The sequence below is a fragment of the Oceanobacillus sp. AG genome (genome assembly GCF_009746545.1).
In the GTDB taxonomy this organism is placed as follows: Bacteria; Bacillota; Bacilli; order Bacillales; family Amphibacillaceae; genus Oceanobacillus; species Oceanobacillus indicireducens.
Genome location: NZ_WOWT01000017.1, coordinates 1 through 24,660, shown reverse-complemented (window position 1 = coordinate 24,660; position 24,660 = coordinate 1). Strand labels below are relative to the sequence as shown.

Sequence of the window (24,660 nt, the reverse complement as noted above, 5' to 3'; positions counted from 1 at the left end):
GCCTCAGGACCCCCGGTCCCGGTTGTCTTTAAAAAAACTGTTGCTTTTTTACTTTTAATGCTTTATTATGATGAAGTATTAAAGTGATGAAAGAGTAAAGATTTAAGGGGGAAGAAATAGGTGGAATGGGTAGTTCTTGTTTCCGTTCTTGTGCTGACTATCCTCAGCTTATTACGACTTAACGTTGTTTTAGCGCTGATCGCAGCTGGAATTGTTGCAGGCGTCATGTCAGGACTTTCATTTGTAGATACGATTGATTTACTTGTAAGTGGAATGGGTGGTCAGGCGAATACGGCTTTAAGTTATATTTTATTAGGAGCGTTCGCGATTGCTATTAGTCATACGGGAATAACAGGCTTTCTCGTGAATTTTGTAATCAATAAATTGTCTGGGAAGAGAGCAACGATATTACTTGTTATCGCTGGAATCGCTTGTCTATCTCAAAACGCGATTCCTGTGCATATCGCATTTATTCCCATTTTAATCCCACCGCTTCTGAAGTTGTTTAACAAGATGCGGATTGATCGCCGGGCTGTTGCTACAGCACTGACATTTGGTTTAAAAGCGCCGTATGTAATGCTTCCGTTAGGCTTTGGCGCTATTTTCCACGGTATCATTGTTGATGGCTTAGCGGAGAGTGGCATTGAGCTAACTGCATGGGACACAGCATTTGCTATGTCAATTCCTGGACTTGGAATGGTGGTTGGACTATTTGTCGCAATCTTTATTACGTACCGGAAAGAAAGAGACCCGGTGAAAGGATCTGGAGGGAGTGGCACTATAAATGTTGAGACGATAGGTGAAGAGGACCTTATCTTCAATAAGAAACATTTATTTACAATCTTCGCAATTGTAGCGGCTTTAGTCGTCCAAATTATAACACAAAATTTAATCCTTGGTGCGTTAGCTGGGCTGCTCGTTATGTTTGCCTTTCTCGTTGTTCCCTACCGGAATCTGGATAAAATTATGGCTGACGGAATTGGACTAATGGGAATGATTGCCTTTATTATGCTTGTTGCTTCCGGTTACGGAACAGTTTTACGCCAAACTGGAGCAGTCGATGCATTAGTTGAGGCTTCTGCTGGTTTTATTGGTGATAATCAGGCTGTCATTGCATTTGTTCTTTTATTAGTAGGACTTCTTGTAACTATGGGAATCGGTTCTTCATTCGGTACGATTCCGATTTTAGTTGCTTTATACGTTCCAATATGTGTAGCGGCAGGATTTTCGCCATTAGCAATTGCTACACTAATCGGAACGGCAGGTGCTCTTGGTGACGCAGGATCACCAGCTTCTGACAGTACCCTTGGACCGACATCCGGTTTAAATGCGGATGGTAATCATAACCATATCTGGGATACAGTTGTACCAACATTCATCCACTACAACATCCCACTGATCATATTCGGCTGGATTGCAGCAATGATCTTGTAGTTTTTTCGGGACATGGGGTCAGAGCATTTGTCCCGCACGAAGTGGGACAAATGCTCTGACCCCAACTGTCCCACTTCCGCATAATTTCGTCCTTACAGGTTATGCTAGGAAAAAAAGGGTGTTGTTGATGAAGCGTTTGTTAGGGTTTTGTTTCATTTTTGCACTGCTTCTTGGATTCAGTTTAGAGAATGAAGTTGATGCAAAGGGTTATGGCTGGGGCTATAAAAAAGGTCAGGGCGGAGAAATACCGGAAATCGGCTCCTATAATCCGCTTTTACAGGAATATGGCGCATATTTCGCCGATCAATCTGGCGGGAAATATATTTATTTAACGTTCGATAATGGCTATGAGGAAGGGTACACTCCGCAAATTTTAGACGTATTGAAAAAGGAAAATGTTCCAGCTACTTTCTTTGTCACCGGACATTATGTCGAGACCGCCCCTGAATTAGTAAAACGGATGGTTGATGAAGGGCATATTATTGGAAATCATTCCTATCATCATCCTGATTTCTCCATTTTAACGAAAGAAGCTATGCAAAAAGAACTTGAAGACTTGGCGGAAAAAGTGGGAGAAGTTTCCGATCAAAAAGATTTGAAATATCTGCGCCCCCCAAGAGGCATTTTCAGTGAGCAGACATTGGAATGGGCAAATGAATTAGGTTACATTCATATCTTTTGGTCGCTTGCATTTAAAGACTGGGAGACATCCAATCAGAAAGGCTGGCGTTATGCGTATGAAGAAGTGATGGAACAAATCCATCCAGGTGCAATAGTTTTACTTCATACAGTTTCTAAAGACAATGCCGAAGCGCTTGCTGCATTGATAACGGATTTAAAAGAAGAAGGATATCAATTTAAAAGTCTTGACGACCTTGTCCTCCGCGATCATATACCAGAGGTTATTTATGGCTATTAAGCATAAGAAAAATCGGGAAGCAGAACTACAGCTGCTTCCCGATATTTTTAGATTAAAATCATACCAAACTTTCTGATTCTTTGTTATAATAAGGAAAACTCATAAGAAAGTGGTGGAGTCACGATGATGAGAGAGGATTTAATTGCACCTAAACAATATAATATTGCGATGGAAGTCGAGAAATATGCGAAAGATAAAAACAAGAAAGCACTTATTTGGCTAGATGAAAACAATAATAAAAAAGAGATTACATATCAGGCATTAATGCGGAATGTAAACAAAATCGGGAATGTATTCCTGAACAGTGGTTTACAGCGAGGAGATAAAATTCTCATCATCATGCCACGACTCATTGAAACGTACGAAGTCTATTTAGCAGCATTAAAAACAGGAATCATAATTATTCCAAGCTCCGAAATGTTGAAGGCTAACGAATTGGAATATCGGATCCAACACGGGGAAGTTAGTGGCGTTGTAGCTTTTCATGAATCTACAAGCGAGGTAGGGAAAGTACCTAATTTTGCGGAACTAAAGAAATTTTCTGTGGGACATACCGTTGATGGTTGGGATTTCCTCGATGAAGCAAAAGCGAGTGCCAGTGATGAACTTGAAATGGCAGATACGACCAGGGAGACAATCGCATTTTTGCCATATACCTCGGGAACAACAGGAAATCCAAAAGGTGTTGTGCACACACATGCTTGGGGATTTGCTCATTTAAAGACAGCGCCAGAAAATTGGCTTGGCGTGGAAGAGGATGATTTAGTGTGGGCAACGGCAGGTCCAGGCTGGCAAAAATGGATCTGGAGTCCGTTTCTATCCGTACTAGGAACAGGAGCAACTGGATTTATTTATAGCGGTAAATTTGAACCGTCCAAATATCTGGAGCTCCTTCAGGATAATGAAATCAATGTGCTCTGTTGTACACCAACAGAATACCGCTTAATGGCGAAAGTCGAACATCTTGAAGATTATAAGCTGCCACATTTACGTAGTGCCGTCTCTGCTGGAGAGCCGCTAAACGTGGAAGTAATTGATACTTTCCGCAAGCATTTTGGGATTATGGTACGTGACGGCTACGGTCAGACAGAAAATACTCTACTCCTTGGCATTACGAAAGATATGGAAGTAAAGCCGGGTTCCATGGGCAAGCCAACGCCAGGTAATGAAGTGGAAATTATTGACGAAGATGGCAATATTGCAGATGTAAATATAGTTGGGGACATCGCAGTCCATATCGACAGTCCAGCTCTTTTCCGTGAATATTATAAGGATATGGAACGGACAAAAGCATCCCGACGAGGAGATTTTTATATTACCGGAGATCAGGCGCGCAAGGATGAGGACGGCTATTTCTGGTTTGAAGGCCGCCGGGATGATATCATTGTCAGCTCGGGGTATACGATTGGACCTTTTGAAGTAGAGGATGCGCTTGTGAAACATCCATTTGTTCAAGAATGTGCGGTAGTGGCAAGTCCAGATAAGGTTCGCGGAAGTATTGTAAAAGCATTTATCGTATTAAAGCAAAATGTGGACAAGAACGACCCAGGTTTGATTAAAGAATTACAAGATCATGTGAAACGTGAAACGGCACCATTCAGGTATCCGAGAGAAATAGAATTTATTGATGAACTTCCGAAAACATCTTCAGGGAAAATAAGAAGAATCGAATTACGTCAGAGAGAAATGAAGAACTTGTAAAATCTGATTTCTAGAATCATTAGTTTCCCAGGCGCACATTTTGGGTATACTACTATAGAATACTTAGAAATGAGGGATGATAGATGGCTACTAAAAACATCTACTCAATCTTCTTGACGAATTGCCAATTGTTAGTTTTACGGAAGAAATAAAGGAATCAATTTTTGGGATAACGATTATAAAAATGATGCTAAAAATATGAAATGAAAAAAGCGGATGAGATGAAACGAATCTCAATCTGCTTTTTCGTTCTATCAGACTATAAAATAAAATTGCTGTGGGTGATTTAGGTGTTCAGGGCTAGCCATGTCCGCTCTCTTCCCACGATAAATTTTTTTAGAAAAAGTTAGGCAAAACACTTGAAAGTCAAAATAGGTCAGAGTATAATGTAGTTAAAGTCAAAGATAGTCAAAGTCAAATTTGATCAATATAACACTACTTTAGGAGGAATGTAAGATGAAATGTCAACATTGCGGTCAGAATGAAGCAAATGTAAATGCGTCTGTTTTTGTGAACGGACAGCGTATGGAAATGCATCTATGTAACTCCTGTTTACGTGAAATACAAGGAAATATGATGAACCAGGCAAATAATTTCTTCTCTAATTTTAATCAAGGGCAAAATCCGTTTGAAAATCAATTCTTCCAAGCTGGAGGAAATGGACAAACAGGTGCACGTACAAAACAGCAAACAAGAAAACGTGAAGGTCTACTTGACCAATTAGGGAAAAATCTAACTGATTCAGCACGAGCAGGAGAAATCGATCCGATTATCGGACGCGATCAGGAAATTAAACGAGTCATTGAAACATTGAACAGAAGAAGTAAAAACAATCCGGTCCTTATCGGGGAACCAGGTGTAGGTAAAACGGCAATTGCAGAAGGTCTAGCACTACGAATTGTCGAAGGTACTGTTCCAAGTAAGTTACTCTCTAAAGAAGTATACTTGCTGGATGTCGCCTCTTTAGTTGCCAATACTGGTATTCGCGGTCAGTTCGAGGAACGAATGAAGAAACTGATCACAGAACTCCAGGAAAGAAAAGATGTCATCCTATTCATTGATGAGATCCACTTAATTGTAGGGGCAGGTACAGCAGAGAGTTCACAAATGGACGCAGGAAACATTCTTAAACCTGCTCTTGCCCGTGGGGAAATGCAATTAATTGGGGCAACGACACTTAAAGAATATCGTCAAATTGAAAAAGATCCGGCACTCGAACGTCGCCTGCAGCCAGTTATTGTAAAAGAACCGACGCTTGAACAAACGGTACAGATTTTACATGGAATTAAAGATCGCTATGAAGCGTTCCATGAAGTGAATTATTCTGATGATGTTATTGAAGCTTTTGCTACATTATCAGATCGCTATATCCAAGATCGTTTCTTGCCGGATAAGGCGATTGATTTAATGGATGAAGTCGGCTCCCGCTTGAATTTAAAAAATTCACAGCAAGATGCAAACTCCTTGCAACAACGCTTGGATGAAATTGTGAAGGAAAAACAAGAAGCAGCCGAACGCGAAGATTACGAACTTGCAGCAAATCTCCGTTACCAAGAAATCCAATTACAGAAACAATTGGAGAAAGCGGATGACAGTGAAAAAGTTACCGATGTAACAGTAGCAGATATTGAATTGATCGTTGAAGAAAAAACAGGGATCCCGGTAACGAAAATGCAAGCAGAAGAACAAAAGCAGATGAAGGGCCTTGCAACCCATTTACGTGGTAAAGTAATTGGACAAGATGAAGCGGTGGACAAAGTTGCTAAAGCAATCCGTCGTAGTCGTGCAGGCTTGAAATCGAAAGAACGTCCAATTGGTTCCTTCCTCTTCGTAGGTCCGACTGGTGTCGGTAAAACGGAACTGACGAAAGTTCTTGCAGAAGAATTATTCGGTAAACGTGACGCACTCATCCGTCTTGATATGAGTGAGTACATGGAGAAACATTCCGTGTCCAAGATTATCGGTTCACCACCAGGATATGTCGGCCATGAAGAAGCGGGCCAGCTAACCGAGAAAGTCCGCCATAATCCGTATTCCATCATTTTGCTGGATGAGATTGAAAAAGCACATCCAGACGTGCAAAATATGTTCCTGCAAATTATGGAAGATGGCCATTTGACAGACTCCCAAGGTAGAATGGTGAGCTTTAAAGAATCCGTCATAATTATGACAAGTAATGCTGGTACAGGTACGAAGAAAGTCAATGTTGGTTTCAATAACACACATGACGCCGTTTCGACCTTGGAAAACTTAAGTGATTTCTTCAAACCAGAGTTCTTGAACCGTTTCGATGCGATTGTAGAGTTCAACGAATTAACAAAAGAAAACTTATTATCTATTCTTGACCTTATGCTGCATGAGCTTGAAGAAACGATTGAGGAAAATGATATTGAAATCACAATTACAAGTGCAGCGAAAGAAAAACTGGTCGAACTTGGATACGACCCACGCTTCGGTGCAAGACCATTACGTCGTGTCATCCAAGATAAAATTGAAGACCAACTTACTGATTTAATTCTTGAGTCCGAATCCGTGGATAAGGTTCATATTGATGTAAAAGAAGATGAAATAATAGTAAAACAGGCTTAAAACTTGTTAATCCCGCCGCCCTAGTGCAGCGGGATTTTTTTCATGCTCATAAGCGGAATATTTCGGTGCAAAATAAGAGGGAGAAAGGGTGGTACCGATGAAAAAAGTACTCCATTTATTCTTCCTTTTATTACTTATGATCCCGCAAATTACATATACAGCACCTAACAGTGGCTTACGCGTCCATTTTATTGATGTTGGGCAAGGGGACAGTATGTTAATTGAAACTCCTGATAATCGGGCAATCTTAATCGATGGCGGTGTTCCTGAAGTGGGAAGTAAGCTCATATCATACTTAAAGGAGCAACACATCGAAGAAATTGATTTAATGATTGCGACCCACCCGGATTATGATCATATTGGCGGATTAATCGATGTGTTGGAGCATTTTCCTGTACGGAAAGTCTTGGAGAATGGAGAGGTTCAATTGACGAAAACCTTTGCCAAATATCGGTTCTATCTTTTCAAAGAACAAGTTCCCGTACAAATCGCTCAAGCAGATGACAAAATCATGTTAGCAGAAGATGTGCAACTGCACATTCTACATGCGGCAGATGAACATGCGGAAAATAGGAATCAATCAGCCATAGCGTTCAAGTTGTCCTATAATGAAATAGACTTTCTTTTTATGAGTGATGTGGAAGCGGAACAGGAAGAGGCAATTGCTGAAAAGTATGATGTCAATTCAGAAGTTTTAAAAGTCGCCCATCATGGCTCGAATTCCAGTAGTACATTAAAATTTCTCAAAAAAGTAAATCCAGAGGTGTCGATTATTACGTATAGTGCTTCGAATGATTACGGACATCCAGTCGAACGGGTAATTAACAATTTGGCCAAAGTTGAGAGTCAAATCTTCTCGACAGCAGGCTATGGTAATATTATAGTCGAGACGGACGGTAAACAGTATATCGTGATTCCTGAAATGCAGCCGATAGAAAGGTTCCTGAAAAGAATTAAGGATAGGGAATAAGAAAAAACCAGCAAATGATGCTGGCTTTTTTCGTGTTTCTTGAAGTGTACAGGCTACTTGGAATAAATCCAGTTTCCTTTCCCATTTTATAGAGCATGTGGCTTGATTGGGCAAATAAATCCAGTTTATTTTCCCATTGTATAGAGCAAGCGACTGGATTGGGCAAATAAAGTATGTTTCCTTTCCCATTGCATATAGCAAGCGACTAGATTGGGAAAATAAACTCTGTTTCCTTTCCCAATACATGAGGATACGGGCTGGATTGGTCGAATAACTCCCGTTTATTTTCCCATTGCATAGAGTAAGCAGCTTAATTGGGCAAACAAACTCCATTTACTTTCCCACCAAGGCGAATAATCTGCCTGTTTAGGAAAATAAAAACCTGGTTTCTTCCTACTCTAACATTTAACTTCAATTATGATAGACGCGGTTTAGGATGCGTGTTCTTTTGTCTGGAAGATATAAATACTCCAGACAAGCAGGAGAGCGCAGATGCTAATCGTTGTTACTGCTGAGCCGATGAGCGCTCCTGAGATGTCGCCGGTTTGCAAATAGTGCAAGGCGTGGTTTGAAAGATTGCTCGGGCTGTAATTCAATTTTTGTCCGAACATGCTTGTTACAACGCTCAAAACTATAATTGTTGCAATGGTACTGAACGCGACAAGTCCAGGTGATCTGAATACCGTATTATAAAAAATCGATAGTGTTACAACGAGGACGAACCAGAGTCCGTAAAAGAAAAGAAGGAGCAAAAAATCCCCGATTGGTATGAACTCATAGAGCATCCCGATATAATACCAGGCGAACAGCATGCTTACGATATAGGATACGAGTACGAGTGCGAGCAGAGCTGTCCATTTACTCATAATATAAGCCGTATAGGATACGGGCTTTACAAGAATCAGTTCCGCAATTCCGGATTTTCTTTCACCAGCAATCGTGCCCATGGAAATAAGAACGAAAATTAATATTCCTAAACTGCTGAGCTGACTTATACTCATCATGATGGCGTCAATCCCGGTGACTTGAGGCATCTCGAAAATCGCTCCGTCGGGGAGTCCACCGACTGCATCGAGAATTTGCGGTAAATAATAGTTTGATACAGGATCCATGACGGCAAGGAGAATGAGAACGATGGGTACCCAAATCCATTTCCTATCCCGAAAGTTACCAAGCAGTTCTTTCTTAACAAGCGTTTGCCACTGTCTCATTTCTTCACCGCCTTCATAAATAGGTCTTCAAGAGAAGCACGATTTAAATTAAAACCGATAATTGGCCAATTCTCTTCTGCTGCAGCTTGGAAAATCTCTTTCCGAGCTTGAGCAATATCAGCTACTGGAATTTTTATAATTTGCCGTTCGAGCGTACAGTCAGTTATACCCGGAAGTTGTTTTAGCTTCTCTAAATATCTTTGAGGATTTTCTTGAAATTCAACTTCAATGACAGACGTTTGATATTTTTCCCGTAACGCTTCCATTGAACCCGCCTCATTGATTTCTCCATCATGAAGCAAAAGAAGCTCATCACAAACTTCTTCGGCATCATTTAGGATATGGGTTGAGAAAAGAATCGTCATTTCTTTTTTCAACCGTTCGAGTAAGGTTAATACGTCGCGCCGGCCGATTGGATCAAGGGATGAAACTGGTTCATCAAGCAGCAGGAGTTGTGGAGAGTGGATAATCGCTTGGGCAATTCCGAGACGCTGCTTCATCCCTCCGGAAAAATCGCTAATCCGTTTGTCAAGTGCATTTGTAATCCCAACTTGTTCTGCTAAATCTTCTGCACGTCTCGCTGCTTCTTCTTTTGTCAGGCCAGCGATTTCTCCACTGAAAAGCAGAAATTCACGTGCGGTCATCCAACTAGGGAAAACAGGATACTGTGGCAAGTAGCCGATAAATTTACGAATATCCGCATTTGTTTCTTTACCGGAAAAAGTAACAGCACCATCCGTCTGTTTCAGCAGTCCAGCAAGGATCCGTAAGATTGTCGTTTTCCCGGCGCCATTCGGTCCAATTAGTGCAATACACTTCCCTTCAGGAAGAGAGAAGTCCACACCACGTACAGCAGTCATATTTTTGTACTCTTTACGTAAGCCTGTTACGGAAAGGATGCTCATCATTATTTTCTCCTTCCAAAGATAAAGTATAGAATCGGTCCAATCATCGTGAGGACTAGGATGATAACAAGCCATACCCAACGGTTACCCCGGACATTTTCTTCCTGTTTGATCCAGTCGAAAACTGCTACGACTATTAAGATTCCTTGGATAAAAAATATTGGTAAAATCAATCCCAAATTAATAGATTCCATCGCAAATTCATTCATATTTATCCCTCCAATTTTAACTGAATAATAGTGGAATAAGAATCGCAAGCCCGATAATTAGAATAAGTGTCATCCATGCTAAAGGACGAGCGAAATTAATCGTCCATCCGACACCGAATCTTTTTTCAAGAAATAATGCAGGATCATTCCTGTTGAAATAGATGACCCCAAGCTTCCAATATTTATCGTCATCGCGATTAATTGTTTTCCCATCATTAATCATTGTTCCATACTTTATTCGGCTCCCACCTTGACCCGTCGTAAACGAAAGGTAAATGGCTCCACCGATGAGCAAGACTGTGAAGCTCAACGTGATCATCAGAAAGACTTCAGGGCTAAAGTTAAAAAATAGGCTGATCTGCGCAAAGGCAAGGAGTAAGGTTAAGGCAATACCGCCGATAATGGTAAAAAGTGACCACCTTCTACGGAACATTGCATTTTGTTTCAATGATTTCTCCGGATTTTCACTATCTATCTGCTGCTTTGCCCGAGAGATGATTGTGTTTACAAATAAAAAGATTAGAGTCATATAAAGCATTAGAACTGGAAAAAGCAGTGCAGAGCGATATGATTTGTCCGCCCAGGTTGTTACTTCACCAGAGAAATTATATTGCATTGGAATTCGTTCAGGAAGTATATGATAATTTTTAAAGGTGAAAAATATAACGATAAATGTAGTGAAAAACGAGATTAAAAACCAGAGATTTGAATATCTTAATTTATCCTGGTAGAAATTCGTGCTAATAAAAAGACGCTCGCTTTTTCCTTCATTCCAATTTCTTTTTTCTTTCAGCTTTTTCATCTCAAGGTGGAATTTCAAATAAATGAGAAAGCTGACTAGTAGATATAAGATAATGGTAATGGCTAACTGGATTCCCAACACCTGTTCAGATACGTTCCAGTCTAAAGCGAATAAAACAATTAATAGAAGCAGGGCAAATATACTTGTGTATCCTGCATACTGCTTCCTCATTTTCTTTAACTCAGCGCTAGGATAAATTTTCTGGGGAATCGTAACTCCAAAGCTTTCCGTTCTCCGCGTCCAATAAGGGATGAACGTAATCGTTACTACTACTGGAATAAAAATCGTTAAAACGATGATTGGAAATAGGAACTCATTCATCTTCTCCACCTTCTTTCGTTAAAATTTGTTCATATACTTCTTGAGATAAACGGGCAAATTCCTCTGCACTAAAATCATGGACGATCGCTTCCGCAATGAGGGGCCGTAACGTTGCTTTAAGATTTGTGCGGTACGTTTTATCAGCCTTAAGAAAGCCGTCCGGATGAATCATCACTCCCCGGCTGCGGTGAATCTGGATATATCCTTCTTGCCGCAGCTGTTGATAAACTTTATTCACCGTGTGCAAATTAATTCCAATATCAGCAGCAAGTGCCCGAACAGAAGGCAAATCATCCCCAGGCCGCAAACTCCCCCGCGCAATCCCCTCAATAATCTGCTCCTTCAACTGAACATAAATCGGCTTATCCCCAGCCATATCTAGCTCTAAAAACATACACCCACCCACCTTTCACTGGGACACGGGGTCAGAGCATCTGTCCCACCCGTTTGTCTGTTATACTACTAATATAACAGAAAAACGAATTTTAAACAATAGGCATAAGCACCCTTTGCACCATACGTGAGAATGTTGAACAACAAAAAAGAGAGCAGTCTTCCTGCTCTCTTTTCAAATTTGTTCATATTGATCGATTATGCTTGCTAATAGCTTTTGAACCGATATTTGCTTTTTAATGGATAATTGCTGTAGACGATAAATTTGTTCTTTCAATTCAGGGAACTTCATCATATATTCCACAAGTTTAACAGCCTCATCATCAAATTCAACCGATTTGGAACGGTAAATCCGTTTAAATTCCTTCATCAATTCCTCGTGGTATGTATAATTGCCTACAAGATTATCGAGTGTAATGTTAAATACACTGCTAAGTTTAATTAAACTCTGTATATCAGGGGTCAGCTGGTTGTTTTCCCATTTTGTCACGGTAGAACGGGAAATCATTAATTGATCAGCAAGTCTTTGCTGTGTCCATTTTTTCTGTTCCCTTAAAAATTTTATATTGTAAGCGATTTGTTCAATCATTTAAGCATCACTACTTTTTTTAGAATCATATAATCGTTTAGACAATACATATGGTATCACGCAAAAAGACAATAAGTTCCACTACGCTTGTTCATTTAGTTAACATATGATAATATGTTCCTGATTAGAACGAAGGAGGTGATACTTTGTCACTAGGTTGCATGGTGTTATATCATCCATTAATCTCAAGTTATACAAAGAGCTTGCTATTACGAAGTGTGTTTAACAATCAGAGAATTGAAATAGAAGTGTTGGATAAGAAAACGACAATCATCTATCTTGAAGGGGTGGAGAAGTGTCAGGTTTGGCAGGCGACAATGGATTTTGAGAGCTCGGGTATCCAGACGGTGTATGCTTTCGAACATACAAAGGAAAGAGCATTGGAAGAAGCACTGAAGCAGTTTAAGACAGATAAGGAGAATCTAACTCAGTAACGGTGTATAGGAGCAAATAAAACACCAAAGCTGCCAGATATATCTGAACCAGCTTTGGTTATTTTAATATACGGCCTTTATTAGGGGGGAAGGATCCCCCACTGAATGAAGTTTCACTTTATGAAACCTCTATACCACTCGCTGCTGTTTCTACAGGTACGAATTGTTTGTAGGAGACATAGCTTTCCTTTGATATAACGAATAAATCATAAATCTCCTCATCTGGATTGACTTTCGCGAACACTTCAGGATAGGTTTCATTAGCTAATGCGATATATGGAAGCTTTAATACGGCTTTTAAGGAGCGGATATTCGTTTTACGAACCTTCATGAATATACCATCTATCCCTTGGGTGAAAAATAACTCGTCAAAAAACATATCCTTTGCCTGACGGTTATACCCTTTGCCAAAATAAGGCTTCCCAATCCAAGTGGCGAGGAATCCGTGATTCTCTTCAATATCAAATAAATTGATTGTACCAATCGGCTGCCCGAATTCATCTAGAATCGTTCGCGAAATCAACTCTTGGTTTTGTTCGGCTTCGATCGTCTGTCTTGTTACAAAATAAAATTCATCCAATGTGTCGGCTTTTTGTCTAACGTAGGGAAATACTTCAGGATGTGTCATCAATTCATACAGAACTGGCACCTCTTGTAATTCACGCATTTTTAGCATAAAAAAACCCTCCTTTATTCCAGGTGGGTATTATTCAAGGTGCAGCCACTAAAACAAGCGGTCCTCCTGAATCCTACCCACGAATTTTTATCCACGATATTACGTTAAAACTTGCGATAAACAAAAATTCGGGGTGGGAATCGAACCCACTAGAACCAGTATGAACATACCGGTGGCGCACCATTTGCCTTCCCTATTAAATTTCTTAATCGTACGGAATGCTGTAAGCCGTCATCTCTTTTCTACATGATGTAATCAATTTACTTAACTCATTCTACAACGGATTTTACAAAATGTGAATGGGTTTTTTAAAAAAATATTATTAAAAATTTTTTACTGATTTTGTTTCTTTTTCGTCTGATTTTTCTGCCGGGATTAAAGTATCCAAAGGCCCTGTGTCAAGCCTTCGAAAGCAACTTATGATCGGTTAATGAAAAACAAATTTGGGTGGATGCTGAACATTCACTGCCCCTTCTCTTTTCATGATAAAATAGGATGGAAGGGGTGAAGGATTTTGAAAAAAATTACCCGAATCACAACGCAACAGAAAAATACGAGCCGTTATAACATATTCCTTGATGATGGAAATGGTGAAGCTTTTGCATTCGGTGTCGATGAAGCAGTACTAATCGAATTCAGGCTGCGTAAGGGATTGGAACTAGATGAAGAGACAATCAAGAAAATAACGCAAAAAGAAAGGCTCCATCAGTTCTATACCCAATCTATTCATTTTTTAAGCTATCGAATGCGGACAAAAAAAGAAATTTATGACTATTTAATGAAGAAGGAATTAGAGCCTGAGTATATAGAGAAAATCATCGAGCGCCTGACGAAAGAAAAACTGCTGAACGATCGGGAATTTGCCGAAATGTTCATCCGCACCAGAATGAACACCTCGTCGAAAGGTCCAAAGCTGATTGAGCAGGAATTAAAAGAAAAAGGTGTCAGTGCGGCAATTATTGCAAGTGTCATTCCGATGTATGGGTATGAGGAGCAATATGATAAGGCGTATAAGTTTATGGAAAAGAAACTTCGGCAATCCACAAAGCATGCTTTTCGTAAACGGATGGAACAGCTTCAGATGAACTTGATTCAGAAAGGTTTTGCTAGCGATGTTGTGAAAGATGTTGCCTCGGAGTTTTTCGGTGAATTGGATACAGATGAAGAATGGGATGCTCTTGTTTTCCAAGGGGAGAAATTGGTGAGGAGACATGCAGCGAAGTTTTCCGGTTATGAGCTCCGAAACAAGATTAAAGAGGGATTGTACCGGAAAGGATTTCCCTTCGATTTAATTGAGCGGTTTATTGAAGAACAGATCGAACAGGAATAACAAATTTTCCCGCGAGGAGTTTGATTATTCCCTTCCTGGTGAAAAGTTGGTAAGCTAGAAGAAGGATAGGGGGAAACGACATGAATTATCGATATAGTGATTACTCCGTGGAGCAACTATATAAAGAAATTGGGGAATTAAAAGAAAAAGCACTGAAAGCGGAGCAGCAAGGGAATATTTCCGAAGTACAGATTAATGAAAGGAAAATGCAGGTTGCCATTTCCTACACGATGAACCCAGATGAATTCAAACCAGAAGAAATTTATCAATTGAAGATGGAGCCGGGTTTCCGATTTCAGATTGAGTACATAAACGGTATATTTGCTTGGGGATATCGAATTAATTTGCTTGATGAACGATATGAAGCGATAGAAGCATTGCCGATTTCACTACTTGGCAAAAAGGTGGATAAATAAAAGAACAGCAGGATAGCCTGCTGTTCTTATTTGGTATTATTATCTACATAAGGTTGTCACCTAATAGCTTGGTGACAACCTTCGTTTTCTAACGATAAATCAATTTAGGCGAGCGTGTCACTAGCATATAATTTCCGCTGCAGCTTATGCTCAGAGAAGATCCAACCTGTGTAGGAACTGATAACTTCAAGGTCTGGGTTGATTTTCACTACAGCGACAAATGGATAATAATCATTCGAGCGGTAGCGAAGGTCAATCAGTCTTACTTCGGTATAGGCATCGAACTCATTGATTTCCCAGCGGTAAACGGGGGAGAAGTTCAAGAATGCAGCAATATTTTCATCCGTCTTCGCTGTTTCAATAAGTGGAATTTCCGGTAAGGATATTTTCTCGAATTCATCTACAATTTCAATATGACGATTTTCCACTTTACCTACATAGAACCGATTTTTCGTCGTAATTGCGACCCGCCAATAATTTTGCTTTAATGTTGGTGAAGTTGCAATCTCTACTGTATCAGGAAAATGTTCTTTGATTTTATGAACGATTTCCCGTTTATCCAAGTATCGTTTAATATAGTAGAGGATGATGACCGTATAAATCGTGATCCACGTATAGGCGGGATTTGCCCCGAGTGACCAGGCGATGATTCCGACAACGTTCAATGTGAAAATATATGGATCGAACGTGTTGATGAAGCCTTTTGCAATCCATTTATTCGTAAACGGCCGGAAAGCTTGAGTTCCGTATGCATTGAAGAGATCAACTGTCACGTGAATGATCACGGCAAGGGCAGTCCAGAGCCATAAATGAAGAAAGCTTACTTCTGGGACGAATAAGTATATACCACCGGAAACGAGTAGCCCCCATAGGATAACGGCTGGGATCGAATGGCTTGCTCCTCTATGGTGCCGGATGTAGGTGGCGTTATCTTTCATTTTAAATACGGTATCAAAGTCTGGTGCATGGGACCCGACAATTGTTCCGACGAGTACAGCGTTAAAGAGCATTGGATCGCTCTGTACAACGGGGTCTAATGTTGCAAGTCCTGCAAGTGAGACGCCCATTACAATATGTGTAGCGGTATCCATAATTAAGGACACTTCCTATCGTTTTAATTATTATTAATCAATGTTCATAGTCAAAAACAGCAATAATTTTTTAGGTTACTTTTAATCGTATACATCAATTGTACCAAAGGAAGGTGGCACAATGGTAGAAGATATTTTACAAAATTTTAACATAAAAGCATTCGAATCTGATTTATTAACTTGGTATCATGAAAATAAGCGCATGCTCCCTTGGAGAGAGTCGAGGGACCCTTATCGTATTTGGGTATCTGAGATCATGCTGCAACAAACCAAAGTAGATACTGTTATCCCTTATTTTAAACGTTTTATGGAGAAATATCCAACCGTATACTCACTCGCAGAAGCCCCAGAAGAAGAAGTATTGAAAGAGTGGGAAGGGTTAGGATATTATTCACGGGCGAGGAACTTACATACAGCGGTACAGGAAGTCGTGGAAAATTATGGGGGAACCATTCCGGATGAAAAGAAGGAGTTGGGAAGCTTAAAAGGTGTCGGCCCCTACACTCAAGGAGCAATTCTGTCTATTGCATTTAATCAGCCAGAACCAGCCGTGGATGGAAATGTCATGCGCGTATTTTCCCGTTTGTTATTAATTAATGATGATATCGCTCGTCCGCGAACGAAAAAACATTTTGAAACAGTCGTTAGGGAAGTGATTTCAAAAGAAGATCCATCATCTTTTAATCAGGCGATTATGGACCTTGGTGCAACAATTTGCACACCGAAGTCACCTGCTTGCCTCGTCTGTCCCGTACTAGAACATTGCCGTGCCTTTGAAGTCGGTGCTCAAGCCGAATTACCAGTAAAATCGAAGGCGAAAAAACAAAAGCCAATATTTTATGCAGCACTAAAGGTGAAAAATGCGGACGGCAATTATTTAATTGAAAAACGACCGGAAACGGGATTGCTTGCGAATATGTACCAATTTCCAATGGTTCCGCTCAGCGAAGTTGCTCTAATCGATATCCCGAAGTGGTTTAAAAAAGAATATGGTGTTGATGTTAGGCTTGGGAAACGGGACGGCGATTTGAAACACGTCTTCAGCCATTTAATATGGGATATCGAAATTTACGAAGCCCAAACAGATGCGATCGAAGTGGCAGACAACCGCCTCCGTCTGGCGAGCCCAGACGAAATGAAAAAACTACCATTTCCTGTATCGCATTTAAGAATCCGCGGTTTTTAGACATTTTGGTGCCTAGTGCCTCTCCAAGCTTTCCAGAAGTAATATTTTCCTCCGTATAGTCCTGCGAGAAATGGATAAATTAACAACTACGGAGGTGATATTGATGGCTAACAACAACCCTAAAAACTCTAAGGCGGGCACCAATGTACAAAAAGTAAGACAGCAAAACCAAATGGCACAGCAAGGTCAATATGGGACAGAGTTTGCTTCTGAGACTGATGCACAAGAAGTAAAACGCAAAAACCAAAAGTCTCAACAAAACAAAAAATAACTTGGATAAAAAAGAGCTTCCGTTATAGGAGGCTCTTTTCCTTTATATTTTATATCATTCCCTTTATAATAGATAAGATATAAAAAGAAAAGAGTAATTAACGTAAAAGGAAGGTTGATCCAAGTGGTTGCTCCGGAGCCTGGTTCTAGAATAGAAATACAAAGCTATAAACATAATGGGACGGTTCATCGCATATGGGAAAGCAGCCTAGTTTTAAAAGGTACGGAGTCAGAAATAATCGGGGCAAATGATCGGACAAAGGTGAAGGAAAGTGATGGTAGAGTATGGTTGACAAGGGAACCGGCAATCTGTTATTTCCATTCCGAACACTGGTTTAATATTATCGGCATGATCCGAAATAACGGCATACATTATTATTGCAATCTTAGTTCTCCATTCATATATGAAGATAAAGCCCTGAAATATATTGATTATGATTTGGATGTGAGAGTGTTTCCGGACATGACGTATGAGCTGCTTGATGAAGATGAATATGATCTCCATAGGAAATTGATGAATTATCCGATTGAAATCGACCGGATCTTACAAAAAAACTTAAGATTATTGAAACATTGGATCCATCAGCAGAAAGGTCCCTTCGCACCGGATTTCGTCGATAATTGGTATGAACGATACCTTACATACCGTTAGATTGAAATCGATCTAAATGCTTTGTTACAAATTGTAGCAAGGCATTTTGTTTTACAAGTGAAAGGAAAAAGGTTAACAATAGATGGGTAACTATTATTTATAGCACGTATAAGAGGAAGATGACTGCATGAGTAGTATTAGACAATATATGGAATTTGTAAAGCCATATAAGTGGAAGATTTTCCTGACGATTTTAATCGGGATTTTAAAATTCGGAATCCCTTTGTTAATGCCACTGATACTTAAATATGTCCTTGATGATATTATTTATGTGGAGACATTGACAACGGATGAGAAAGTAACCCAACTTTTATGGGTAATGGGAATCGCCTTTCTGATATTCTTAATCATCCGTCCACCGATTGAATATGCTAGACAATATTACGCCCAGTGGGTCGGAAACACGGTTCTTTTCGATATTCGTGATAAGCTTTTTGACCATATTCAAAAGCTCAGTTTAAAGTATTATTCGAAGACAAAATCCGGTGAAATAATTTCCCGGGTAATAAATGATGTCGAACAAACGAAGAATTTCGTGATGACCGGGTTAATGAACGTGTGGCTGGATTTAATTACTATATTTATTGCACTTGGCATCATGTTTGCTATGGATATTCCGTTAACACTCGTCGCTATTGCGCTCTTTCCGTTTTTCGGATTTGCAATTAAATATTTTTATAGTCGACTCAGGCAGCTTACAAGAGAACGGTCACAGAAATTGGCAGAGGTTCAGGGCCATCTCCATGAACGAATTCAAGGAGTACCTGTCACCCGTAGCTTCGCGTTGGAGGATTATGAGCAGGAACAATTTGGTAAGCGAAACTCTGGCTTTCTGAATAAAGCCCTAGAACATACAGACTGGAATGCGAAAACATTTGCCGTCACGAACACAATCACAGACCTTGCTCCACTGCTCGTGATTGCTTATGCAGGTTACCAGGTGATTAATGGGAATGTGACAGTCGGTACGATGGTTGCCTTTGTCGGGTTCATGGACCGGGTGTATAGCCCGTTACGCCGTTTAGTCAACTCATCCACTGTCCTAGTCCAATCAATTGCTTCGATTGACCGGGTATTCGAATTCATGAATGAAAAATATGATATTACGGATAAAGAGGGCGCCGAGCAATTGGACCGAGTGGAAGGTACGGTGGAGTTCGAACATGTTTCATTCCATTATGATGAGGATGAATTGCAAGTACTGAAAGATGTGAACCTCAAAGTGGAAAAAGGGGAAACCGTTGCCCTTGTTGGAATGAGCGGTGGCGGGAAATCAACACTTATTAGCTTGATTCCGCGTTTTTACGATGTGACCGGTGGAGCAATCCGAGTAGACGGTACAGATATTCGGGATGTAAAAGCACGCTCTTTACGGAATAATATTGGGATGGTTTTACAGGACAATATTTTATTTAGTGAATCGATTGCAATGAATATCCGAATGGGGAATCCGTATGCCTCGGATGAAGAGGTAATTGAAGCGGCAAAAGCAGCGAATGCTCATGATTTTATTATGAGTCTCCCGAAAGGCTACGATACATTAGTCGGTGAACGAGGAGTGAAATTATCCGGTGGTCAGAAACAACGAATCGCAATCGCCCGTGTATTCTTGAAAAACCCACCAATTCTCATATTCGATGAAGCAACATCAGCTCTTGACTTGGAGAGTGAATCATTGATCCAGGAAACGATGGAAAAACTTGCTGCGGAGCGGACAACTTTTATCGTTGCCCATCGCCTTGCTACTATTACCCATGCCGATACAATCGTCGTTATCGAAAACGCGAAAATCGTGGAAAAAGGTTCACATGAAGAGTTAATGAAGAAACAAGGAAGTTACTTTGATTTATATGAAATCCAGAATTTAGATAATGGTATCAAGATATAAAAAACAGGAAGAAATCCGTTAAAAGATTTCTTCCTGTTTTTGTTTTATCTCATTTGTTCAAAGGCTCGGTCAACAGCTGCGATTGTGTCATCAATATCTTTCTCTGTATGCTCCGTCGTTAGGAACCAGGCTTCGTATTTCGATGGGGCCAAGTTTATTCCTTCATGTAGCATCAGTTGGAAGAACTTCGCGAAAGCCTCACCGTCGGTTGCCTCGGATTCCGCGTAGTTTGTTACTTCTTCTGTACCGAAGAACACGGTTAATGCTCCGCGCAGACGATTGATTGTAATATCAATTTGATGTTTCGCTGCTTTTTCTAAAATACCTGCTTCAAGCTGTGCACCAAGCTTCTCCAACCTGTCGTAAACACCTTCTTCTTGAAGCACTTCCAAACAGGCAATCCCCGCAGCCATGGATAACGGGTTACCTGACATCGTGCCTGCCTGATAAGCTGGACCGAGCGGGGCAACTTGTTCCATTATATCTTTCCGCCCGCCATAAGCACCGATTGGCAAGCCGCCACCGATGATTTTACCCATTGCTGTCATATCCGGTTCGACACCGTACACTTGCTGGGCACTTCCATAAGTGAAGCGGAATGCAGAAATGACTTCATCATAAATAACGAGTGCACCTGCCGCGTGGGCAAGGTCATTTACGCCTTGAAGGAACCCGTCATGTGGTGTCACGATTCCGAAGTTCCCGACAATCGGTTCCACAAGAACTGCAGCTACTTGATCCTTCCATTTTTCTAATGCTTCTTTTAGTCCTGCTAAATCATTGAAAGGAACAGTGATGACATCATTGGCCGTTGTTTGTGGAACACCAGCTGAATCCGGTGTTCCTAATGTGGAAGGTCCTGAGCCTGCTTCAACGAGCACTGCATCAAAATGTCCGTGGTAGCACCCAGCGAATTTGATGATTTTATCTCGTCCGGTATATGCACGAGCGACACGGATAGTTGTCATTACTGCTTCTGTTCCCGAGTTATTAAAACGGACTTTTTCAAGGGAAGGAATTGCCTCTTTTAACATTTTCGCAAATTTATTTTCAAGACTCGTTGGTGCTCCGTAAAGCACCCCTTTTGCCGCTTGTTCTTGAATCGTTTTCGTTATATGTGGGTGTGCATGTCCCGTAATGATTGGACCATATGCCGCTAAATAATCAATATATTTATTTCCGTCGACATCGTAAAAATAAGGACCTTCAGCACGATCCATATAGACAGGTGAACCACCACCTACTGCTTTATAAGAGCGGGAAGGGGAATTCACTCCTCCGACAATATGTTCTAATGCTTCTTGATGCAATTTTTCTGATGTTTGATGATTCATCGTTAAGCCTCCTTGTTCATGAGTTATTACAGTAATACATATAATGAATAGATGCCTATTTACTATATCAAATATTATCATTTCGTACATAATGAATTAAAGCATTTTTTAAGGAATCCAGTTACTGTCTATGATATAGTGGGTATAAAGTAGAACTTCATTCTGTGGGGCTGTACTTCACTTTCACGGAATGTTAGTCGAATTAACCGGGCAGTTACTGGTTGCTGCAACTCCCACTTAGAAACTGAAATGTCTGCTGGAGCTTGATGTGGGGGCTATACCCAGTTACACCGCGATAAAAGAGATGGAGGAATTTTCATGACAGTTGAATTAGGAAAAGAAGTTAACAATTTCACTATACAGAATCAGTCCGGAGAGGAAATCAGTTTGAGTGATTATAGGGGGAAATATGTCATTCTTTATTTTTACCCGAAAGATATGACGCCAGGCTGTACAACGCAGGCTTGTGATTTTAGAGATAATCATGAGAAATTCAGTGAGCTGGATGCAGCGATTCTTGGAGTAAGTCCAGATCCGGTGGAAAGACATCAGAAATTCATCGAAAAACATGATTTGCCATTTGAATTATTGGCGGATGAGAACCATGAATTAGCTAAAGCCTTTGATGTTTGGAAGTTGAAGAAGAATTTTGGACGAGAATATTATGGAGTTGAACGCTCTACTTTTATTATTGATAAAGAAGGAAAGTTATTAAAAGAATACCGTAAAGTCCGAGTGAAAGGGCATGTGGAAGAGGCACTGAAATATTTACGTGATGAAGTTCATGCATAATAGAACATAATCTATAGGGATGAGGAGTGATTTCATGATTGTATTTTCAGCTAAAGTAGCAGACAAGCATCAAGAAAAATTGATAAAGACTTTTCCAGAGCAGCAATTTATTTTTGGCGAAACTGATGCAGAAGTGGAGAGGCACTTGGAGAAGGCAGAAGTATATGTTACGTACGGAAATGATGTGACGAAAGAGTTGCTTGAAAAAGCACCTAACGTAAAATGGATCGCTTGCTTATCTGCGGGAGTGGATGGCTTTCCGTTTGAACGCTTGAAAGAAAAGGGGATCCTGCTTACAAACGCGCGAGGCATCCATAAGACGCAAATGGCCGAATATGCAATTGCAATGCTTCTTCAAGTATACCGCAATTCGAAAACCATTATTGAAAATGAGCGTCATTCCAAGTGGGATAAAGGAGTAAGGGTTCAAGAAATTACCGGAAAGACATTACTCATCCTTGGAACGGGTGCAATCGGTGGCGAAACTGCAAGACTGGCGAAAGCATTTCAAATGAATGTAATAGGAATTTCCCGGAGCGGGAAAGCAGCTGAGCATTTTGATGAAGTATATAACACAGCGGAATTACTGCATATTTTACCTAAAGCGGATTTAATTGTTTCTGTTCTACCGAGTACAGAGGAAACGAAACAGCTTTTAACTTATGAACATTTTAAAGCAATGAAAGAATCCGCCGTGTTTTTAAATATGGGCCGAGGAGATGTATTGGTTGAAGAAGATCTGCTGCGGGCGATACGCAACGAAGAAATTGGCCATGCTGTTCTTGATGTCTTTAAAGAGGAGCCACTCCCTAAAGAGCATGGCTTCTGGAAAGAAGAGAATATTACAATCACCCCACACATCTCTGGTCTTTCTCCAGAATATGTGAAACGGGCATTGGATATCTTCCATAAGAACCTTGCCGTATATGTAAGTAATAAGGGTGAATACATCAATAAAATTGATTTAACTCGCGGTTATTAATTAATATTAGCAGATAATTGATAAGTTTTCACTATTCTCAAGCTACTTATATTGACTAGAATTGAGAATAACGGTACACTGATTATAAAGATTATTAATTAATAATATAAGTTGTATGTTATATTATCTATTAGATTGAATATTTAATTGAAAGCGAGGTTGCTGTGATGTCTGAAAAAAGACTGCGAGATGCGATTGATACATTAAAAGAATCAGGCGTCCGGATTACTCCACAACGTCATGCAGTTCTCGAATTCCTTCTAAGTTCGATGACTCACCCTACAGCGGACGAGATTTATAAAGGGCTGGAGGGGAAGTTTCCTAATATGAGTGTTGCAACAGTTTACAATAATTTACGTGTGTTGAAAGAAATCGGGCTCGTACGTGAACTAACCTATGGAGATTCCTCCAGCAGGTTTGATTGCACTACAACCGACCATTACCATATTATTTGTAACAGTTGCGGTAAGATTGTAGATTTTCATTACCCATCATTGGATGAAGTAGAATCTCTGGCAGAACAAGTAGCGGGCTTTAACATTAGCCACCACCGCCTAGAATTGTATGGAACTTGTGAAGAGTGCAGTAAGGTAGCAACAGAGAAACATTAATTTAAACTAAAGTCACCTGGGATGATACCCCGGGTGACTTTTTTAATCGGTTGATTGATTTTTTTGTTTGGCATATTTACGTTTATTGTATTTCTCGTCAAACTCCATACCTTCTAAATCTTTATCTAATGTGAGCGGTTGTTTGCAGTGCATGCACGCATCAACCCGTCCGAGCATTTTTGTCGGTTTCTCACAACTGGGACATATTATCGGGACGGCTCGGAGCGAGAGTGTACCGATCCATAAATAGACAATTAAGCTCGCGAAGATTGCTAATAGACCAAATATGAAGAAGATAACCATCAACCATTCTCTACTTTTGAAAATCAACCCTACATACATAAGAAGAATTCCAGCAAAAATCAAGATTAAAGCAAATGAACGGATTTTATTTATTTTACTCGAATAGACTAATTGTGACATGTTTTTTCAGATTCCTCCCTTAGTATTCCATTTGTAGTATAGCATATTTTCTTTGAAATTGAGGATTAAAAGGTTAGGGATTCGTGATAGGTTCGGATTCTAGTAAAATAAAAATGAGAAATGGAATCATGATGTCATTTTACTATATAATAGAAGCGTTTATTTTCTTGTTTTGAACGTAATTAAAAGATAATTTAGATTTTCTTTATTTCGTTGACTTCCAATTTATATCATGGTACATTAATAACCGTCGCCAAAAGCGAAAGAGATTCAAACGACTTAGCGACAATAAATAAAAAATAGTCGTTGACAGGATATTACATTCATGTTATATTAGATAAGTCGCCGTTAAGAAAACGGCAGAAAATTTGCTCTTTGAAAACTGAACAAAACAACCAGTATGAAAAAAGAGGTAAGAAGAAACGTTGGATTTATCTAACGAGAGCTTTTTATCCCTTGAATCAATTTTTGAAGCTAAGAATAGATGACGGTGTCATCTATTACAAACACTTTTATGGAGAGTTTGATCTTG

At 40.0% G+C, this 24,660-nt stretch carries 25 protein-coding genes; 15 read left to right on the top strand and 10 right to left on the bottom strand.

Annotated elements, in window-relative coordinates; all coding sequences use genetic code 11:
• The first annotated feature begins 120 nt into the window (after positions 1-120).
• From GN217_RS10385 to GN217_RS10365, 5 genes are all read left to right on the top strand, one after another.
• Positions 121-1,434: a Na+/H+ antiporter family protein gene (locus GN217_RS10385; protein ID WP_156856615.1), complete on the top strand. Its 1,314-nt coding sequence runs from the start codon at positions 121-123 to the stop codon at positions 1,432-1,434.
• 127 nt (positions 1,435-1,561) lie between these two features.
• Entirely contained in the window at positions 1,562-2,353 is a 792-nt protein-coding gene (pdaA, locus tag GN217_RS10380; protein WP_156856614.1) for a delta-lactam-biosynthetic de-N-acetylase, read from the top strand.
• 123 nt (positions 2,354-2,476) lie between these two features.
• Positions 2,477-4,054 carry an acyl-CoA synthetase MbcS gene (gene mbcS / locus GN217_RS10375; protein WP_156856613.1) on the top strand — a complete coding sequence of 526 codons (1,578 nt, stop codon included), beginning with the start codon at positions 2,477-2,479 and terminating at the stop codon, positions 4,052-4,054.
• 456 nt (positions 4,055-4,510) lie between these two features.
• Entirely contained in the window at positions 4,511-6,643 is a 2,133-nt protein-coding gene (locus GN217_RS10370; protein WP_156856612.1) for an ATP-dependent Clp protease ATP-binding subunit, read from the top strand.
• 97 nt (positions 6,644-6,740) lie between these two features.
• Positions 6,741-7,613 carry a ComEC/Rec2 family competence protein gene (locus GN217_RS10365; protein WP_156856611.1) on the top strand — a complete coding sequence of 291 codons (873 nt, stop codon included), beginning with the start codon at positions 6,741-6,743 and terminating at the stop codon, positions 7,611-7,613.
• Between the two features lie 431 nt (positions 7,614-8,044).
• Here GN217_RS10365 and GN217_RS10360 read toward each other — a convergent pair whose 3' ends face one another.
• The 6 genes from GN217_RS10360 to GN217_RS10335 all read right to left on the bottom strand — a co-directional run bounded on the left by GN217_RS10360 (position 8,045) and on the right by GN217_RS10335 (position 12,043).
• Positions 8,045-8,824: an ABC transporter permease gene (locus GN217_RS10360; RefSeq protein ID WP_156856610.1), complete on the bottom strand. Its 780-nt coding sequence runs from the start codon at positions 8,822-8,824 to the stop codon at positions 8,045-8,047.
• Positions 8,821-9,729, bottom strand: a complete 909-nt coding sequence (locus GN217_RS10355; RefSeq protein WP_156856678.1) for an ABC transporter ATP-binding protein — start codon at positions 9,727-9,729, stop codon at positions 8,821-8,823. Before GN217_RS10355 ends, GN217_RS10360 begins: the two co-directional genes overlap by 4 nt.
• A gap of 2 nt (positions 9,730-9,731) precedes the next feature.
• On the bottom strand, positions 9,732-9,938 hold the full coding sequence (locus tag GN217_RS10350; RefSeq protein ID WP_156856609.1) for a PLD nuclease N-terminal domain-containing protein: 207 nt from the start codon (positions 9,936-9,938) through the stop codon (positions 9,732-9,734).
• A 16-nt stretch (positions 9,939-9,954) separates the two neighbouring features.
• The gene (locus tag GN217_RS10345) at positions 9,955-11,061 is read right to left on the bottom strand and encodes a DUF1648 domain-containing protein (RefSeq protein WP_156856608.1); all 1,107 of its coding nucleotides are present in this window, start codon (positions 11,059-11,061) and stop codon (positions 9,955-9,957) included.
• Positions 11,054-11,455, bottom strand: coding sequence for a GntR family transcriptional regulator (locus GN217_RS10340; RefSeq protein WP_156856607.1), 402 nt, complete (start codon positions 11,453-11,455; stop codon positions 11,054-11,056). The genes GN217_RS10345 and GN217_RS10340 overlap by 8 nt, the downstream gene beginning before the upstream one ends.
• Positions 11,456-11,629: 174 nt before the next feature.
• Positions 11,630-12,043 carry a helix-turn-helix domain-containing protein gene (locus GN217_RS10335; RefSeq protein ID WP_156856606.1) on the bottom strand — a complete coding sequence of 138 codons (414 nt, stop codon included), beginning with the start codon at positions 12,041-12,043 and terminating at the stop codon, positions 11,630-11,632.
• 146 nt (positions 12,044-12,189) lie between these two features.
• Here GN217_RS10335 and GN217_RS10330 point away from each other — a divergent pair, with 146 nt between their 5' ends.
• Positions 12,190-12,477 (top strand): hypothetical protein, encoded by a 288-nt coding sequence (locus GN217_RS10330; RefSeq protein WP_188856353.1) that lies wholly within the window; start codon positions 12,190-12,192, stop codon positions 12,475-12,477.
• A gap of 118 nt (positions 12,478-12,595) precedes the next feature.
• On the opposite strand, the gene GN217_RS10325 is transcribed toward GN217_RS10330, so the two are convergent.
• Positions 12,596-13,153 (bottom strand): GNAT family N-acetyltransferase, encoded by a 558-nt coding sequence (locus GN217_RS10325; protein ID WP_156856604.1) that lies wholly within the window; start codon positions 13,151-13,153, stop codon positions 12,596-12,598.
• Between the two features lie 514 nt (positions 13,154-13,667).
• Here GN217_RS10325 and recX point away from each other — a divergent pair.
• Both recX and GN217_RS10315 read left to right on the top strand, forming a co-directional pair.
• Positions 13,668-14,483, top strand: coding sequence for a recombination regulator RecX (gene recX, locus GN217_RS10320; RefSeq protein ID WP_156856603.1), 816 nt, complete (start codon positions 13,668-13,670; stop codon positions 14,481-14,483).
• Positions 14,484-14,563: 80 nt separating this feature from the next.
• Positions 14,564-14,899, top strand: coding sequence for a YfhH family protein (locus tag GN217_RS10315; RefSeq protein WP_156856602.1), 336 nt, complete (start codon positions 14,564-14,566; stop codon positions 14,897-14,899).
• Positions 14,900-15,003: 104 nt separating this feature from the next.
• Here the strand turns inward: GN217_RS10315 and GN217_RS10310 are convergent, their stop codons facing one another.
• Positions 15,004-15,990: a metal-dependent hydrolase gene (locus GN217_RS10310; RefSeq protein WP_156856601.1), complete on the bottom strand. Its 987-nt coding sequence runs from the start codon at positions 15,988-15,990 to the stop codon at positions 15,004-15,006.
• 121 nt (positions 15,991-16,111) lie between these two features.
• Here GN217_RS10310 and mutY point away from each other — a divergent pair, with 121 nt between their 5' ends.
• From mutY to GN217_RS10290, 4 genes are all read left to right on the top strand, one after another.
• Positions 16,112-17,176: an A/G-specific adenine glycosylase gene (gene mutY, locus GN217_RS10305; protein ID WP_156856600.1), complete on the top strand. Its 1,065-nt coding sequence runs from the start codon at positions 16,112-16,114 to the stop codon at positions 17,174-17,176.
• A gap of 103 nt (positions 17,177-17,279) precedes the next feature.
• Entirely contained in the window at positions 17,280-17,447 is a 168-nt protein-coding gene (locus GN217_RS10300) for a gamma-type small acid-soluble spore protein (protein ID WP_156856599.1), read from the top strand.
• Positions 17,448-17,570: 123 nt separating this feature from the next.
• The gene (gene ntdP, locus GN217_RS10295) at positions 17,571-18,098 is read left to right on the top strand and encodes a nucleoside tri-diphosphate phosphatase (RefSeq protein ID WP_156856598.1); all 528 of its coding nucleotides are present in this window, start codon (positions 17,571-17,573) and stop codon (positions 18,096-18,098) included.
• A 127-nt stretch (positions 18,099-18,225) separates the two neighbouring features.
• Positions 18,226-19,986 (top strand): ABC transporter ATP-binding protein, encoded by a 1,761-nt coding sequence (locus tag GN217_RS10290; RefSeq protein ID WP_156856597.1) that lies wholly within the window; start codon positions 18,226-18,228, stop codon positions 19,984-19,986.
• 44 nt (positions 19,987-20,030) lie between these two features.
• Here GN217_RS10290 and GN217_RS10285 read toward each other — a convergent pair whose 3' ends face one another.
• On the bottom strand, positions 20,031-21,320 hold the full coding sequence (locus GN217_RS10285; protein ID WP_156856596.1) for a glutamate-1-semialdehyde 2,1-aminomutase: 1,290 nt from the start codon (positions 21,318-21,320) through the stop codon (positions 20,031-20,033).
• 318 nt (positions 21,321-21,638) lie between these two features.
• Here GN217_RS10285 and bcp point away from each other — a divergent pair, with 318 nt between their 5' ends.
• The 3 genes from bcp (at position 21,639) to perR (ending at position 23,705) form a co-directional block, all read left to right on the top strand.
• Entirely contained in the window at positions 21,639-22,112 is a 474-nt protein-coding gene (gene bcp / locus GN217_RS10280) for a thioredoxin-dependent thiol peroxidase (protein ID WP_156856595.1), read from the top strand.
• 34 nt (positions 22,113-22,146) lie between these two features.
• A complete protein-coding gene (locus tag GN217_RS10275; protein WP_156856594.1) occupies positions 22,147-23,094 on the top strand; it encodes a D-2-hydroxyacid dehydrogenase in 948 nt (315 codons plus the stop codon).
• A 167-nt stretch (positions 23,095-23,261) separates the two neighbouring features.
• Positions 23,262-23,705: a peroxide-responsive transcriptional repressor PerR gene (perR, locus tag GN217_RS10270; protein ID WP_156856593.1), complete on the top strand. Its 444-nt coding sequence runs from the start codon at positions 23,262-23,264 to the stop codon at positions 23,703-23,705.
• Positions 23,706-23,747: 42 nt separating this feature from the next.
• Here perR and GN217_RS10265 read toward each other — a convergent pair whose 3' ends face one another.
• Entirely contained in the window at positions 23,748-24,128 is a 381-nt protein-coding gene (locus tag GN217_RS10265; RefSeq protein ID WP_156856592.1) for a YgzB family protein, read from the bottom strand.
• Positions 24,129-24,660 lie beyond the last annotated feature (532 nt).

Bases quoted from the DNA above. Each gene is read 5' to 3' on its own strand.
- pdaA (WP_156856614.1), top strand. From the start codon at position 1,562: ATGAAGCGTTTGTTAGGGTTTTGTTTCATTTTTGCACTGCTTCTTGGA.
- mbcS (WP_156856613.1), top strand. From the start codon at position 2,477: ATGATGAGAGAGGATTTAATTGCACCTAAACAATATAATATTGCGATG.
- GN217_RS10370 (WP_156856612.1), top strand. From the start codon at position 4,511: ATGAAATGTCAACATTGCGGTCAGAATGAAGCAAATGTAAATGCGTCT.
- GN217_RS10365 (WP_156856611.1), top strand. From the start codon at position 6,741: ATGAAAAAAGTACTCCATTTATTCTTCCTTTTATTACTTATGATCCCG.
- GN217_RS10360 (WP_156856610.1), bottom strand. From the start codon at position 8,824: ATGAGACAGTGGCAAACGCTTGTTAAGAAAGAACTGCTTGGTAACTTT.
- GN217_RS10355 (WP_156856678.1), bottom strand. From the start codon at position 9,729: ATGAGCATCCTTTCCGTAACAGGCTTACGTAAAGAGTACAAAAATATG.
- GN217_RS10350 (WP_156856609.1), bottom strand. From the start codon at position 9,938: ATGAATGAATTTGCGATGGAATCTATTAATTTGGGATTGATTTTACCA.
- GN217_RS10345 (WP_156856608.1), bottom strand. From the start codon at position 11,061: ATGAATGAGTTCCTATTTCCAATCATCGTTTTAACGATTTTTATTCCA.
- GN217_RS10340 (WP_156856607.1), bottom strand. From the start codon at position 11,455: ATGTTTTTAGAGCTAGATATGGCTGGGGATAAGCCGATTTATGTTCAG.
- GN217_RS10335 (WP_156856606.1), bottom strand. From the start codon at position 12,043: ATGATTGAACAAATCGCTTACAATATAAAATTTTTAAGGGAACAGAAA.
- GN217_RS10325 (WP_156856604.1), bottom strand. From the start codon at position 13,153: ATGCTAAAAATGCGTGAATTACAAGAGGTGCCAGTTCTGTATGAATTG.
- GN217_RS10315 (WP_156856602.1), top strand. From the start codon at position 14,564: ATGAATTATCGATATAGTGATTACTCCGTGGAGCAACTATATAAAGAA.
- GN217_RS10310 (WP_156856601.1), bottom strand. From the start codon at position 15,990: ATGGATACCGCTACACATATTGTAATGGGCGTCTCACTTGCAGGACTT.
- mutY (WP_156856600.1), top strand. From the start codon at position 16,112: ATGGTAGAAGATATTTTACAAAATTTTAACATAAAAGCATTCGAATCT.
- GN217_RS10300 (WP_156856599.1), top strand. From the start codon at position 17,280: ATGGCTAACAACAACCCTAAAAACTCTAAGGCGGGCACCAATGTACAA.
- GN217_RS10290 (WP_156856597.1), top strand. From the start codon at position 18,226: ATGAGTAGTATTAGACAATATATGGAATTTGTAAAGCCATATAAGTGG.
- GN217_RS10285 (WP_156856596.1), bottom strand. From the start codon at position 21,320: ATGAATCATCAAACATCAGAAAAATTGCATCAAGAAGCATTAGAACAT.
- bcp (WP_156856595.1), top strand. From the start codon at position 21,639: ATGACAGTTGAATTAGGAAAAGAAGTTAACAATTTCACTATACAGAAT.
- GN217_RS10275 (WP_156856594.1), top strand. From the start codon at position 22,147: ATGATTGTATTTTCAGCTAAAGTAGCAGACAAGCATCAAGAAAAATTG.
- perR (WP_156856593.1), top strand. From the start codon at position 23,262: ATGTCTGAAAAAAGACTGCGAGATGCGATTGATACATTAAAAGAATCA.
- GN217_RS10265 (WP_156856592.1), bottom strand. From the start codon at position 24,128: ATGTCACAATTAGTCTATTCGAGTAAAATAAATAAAATCCGTTCATTT.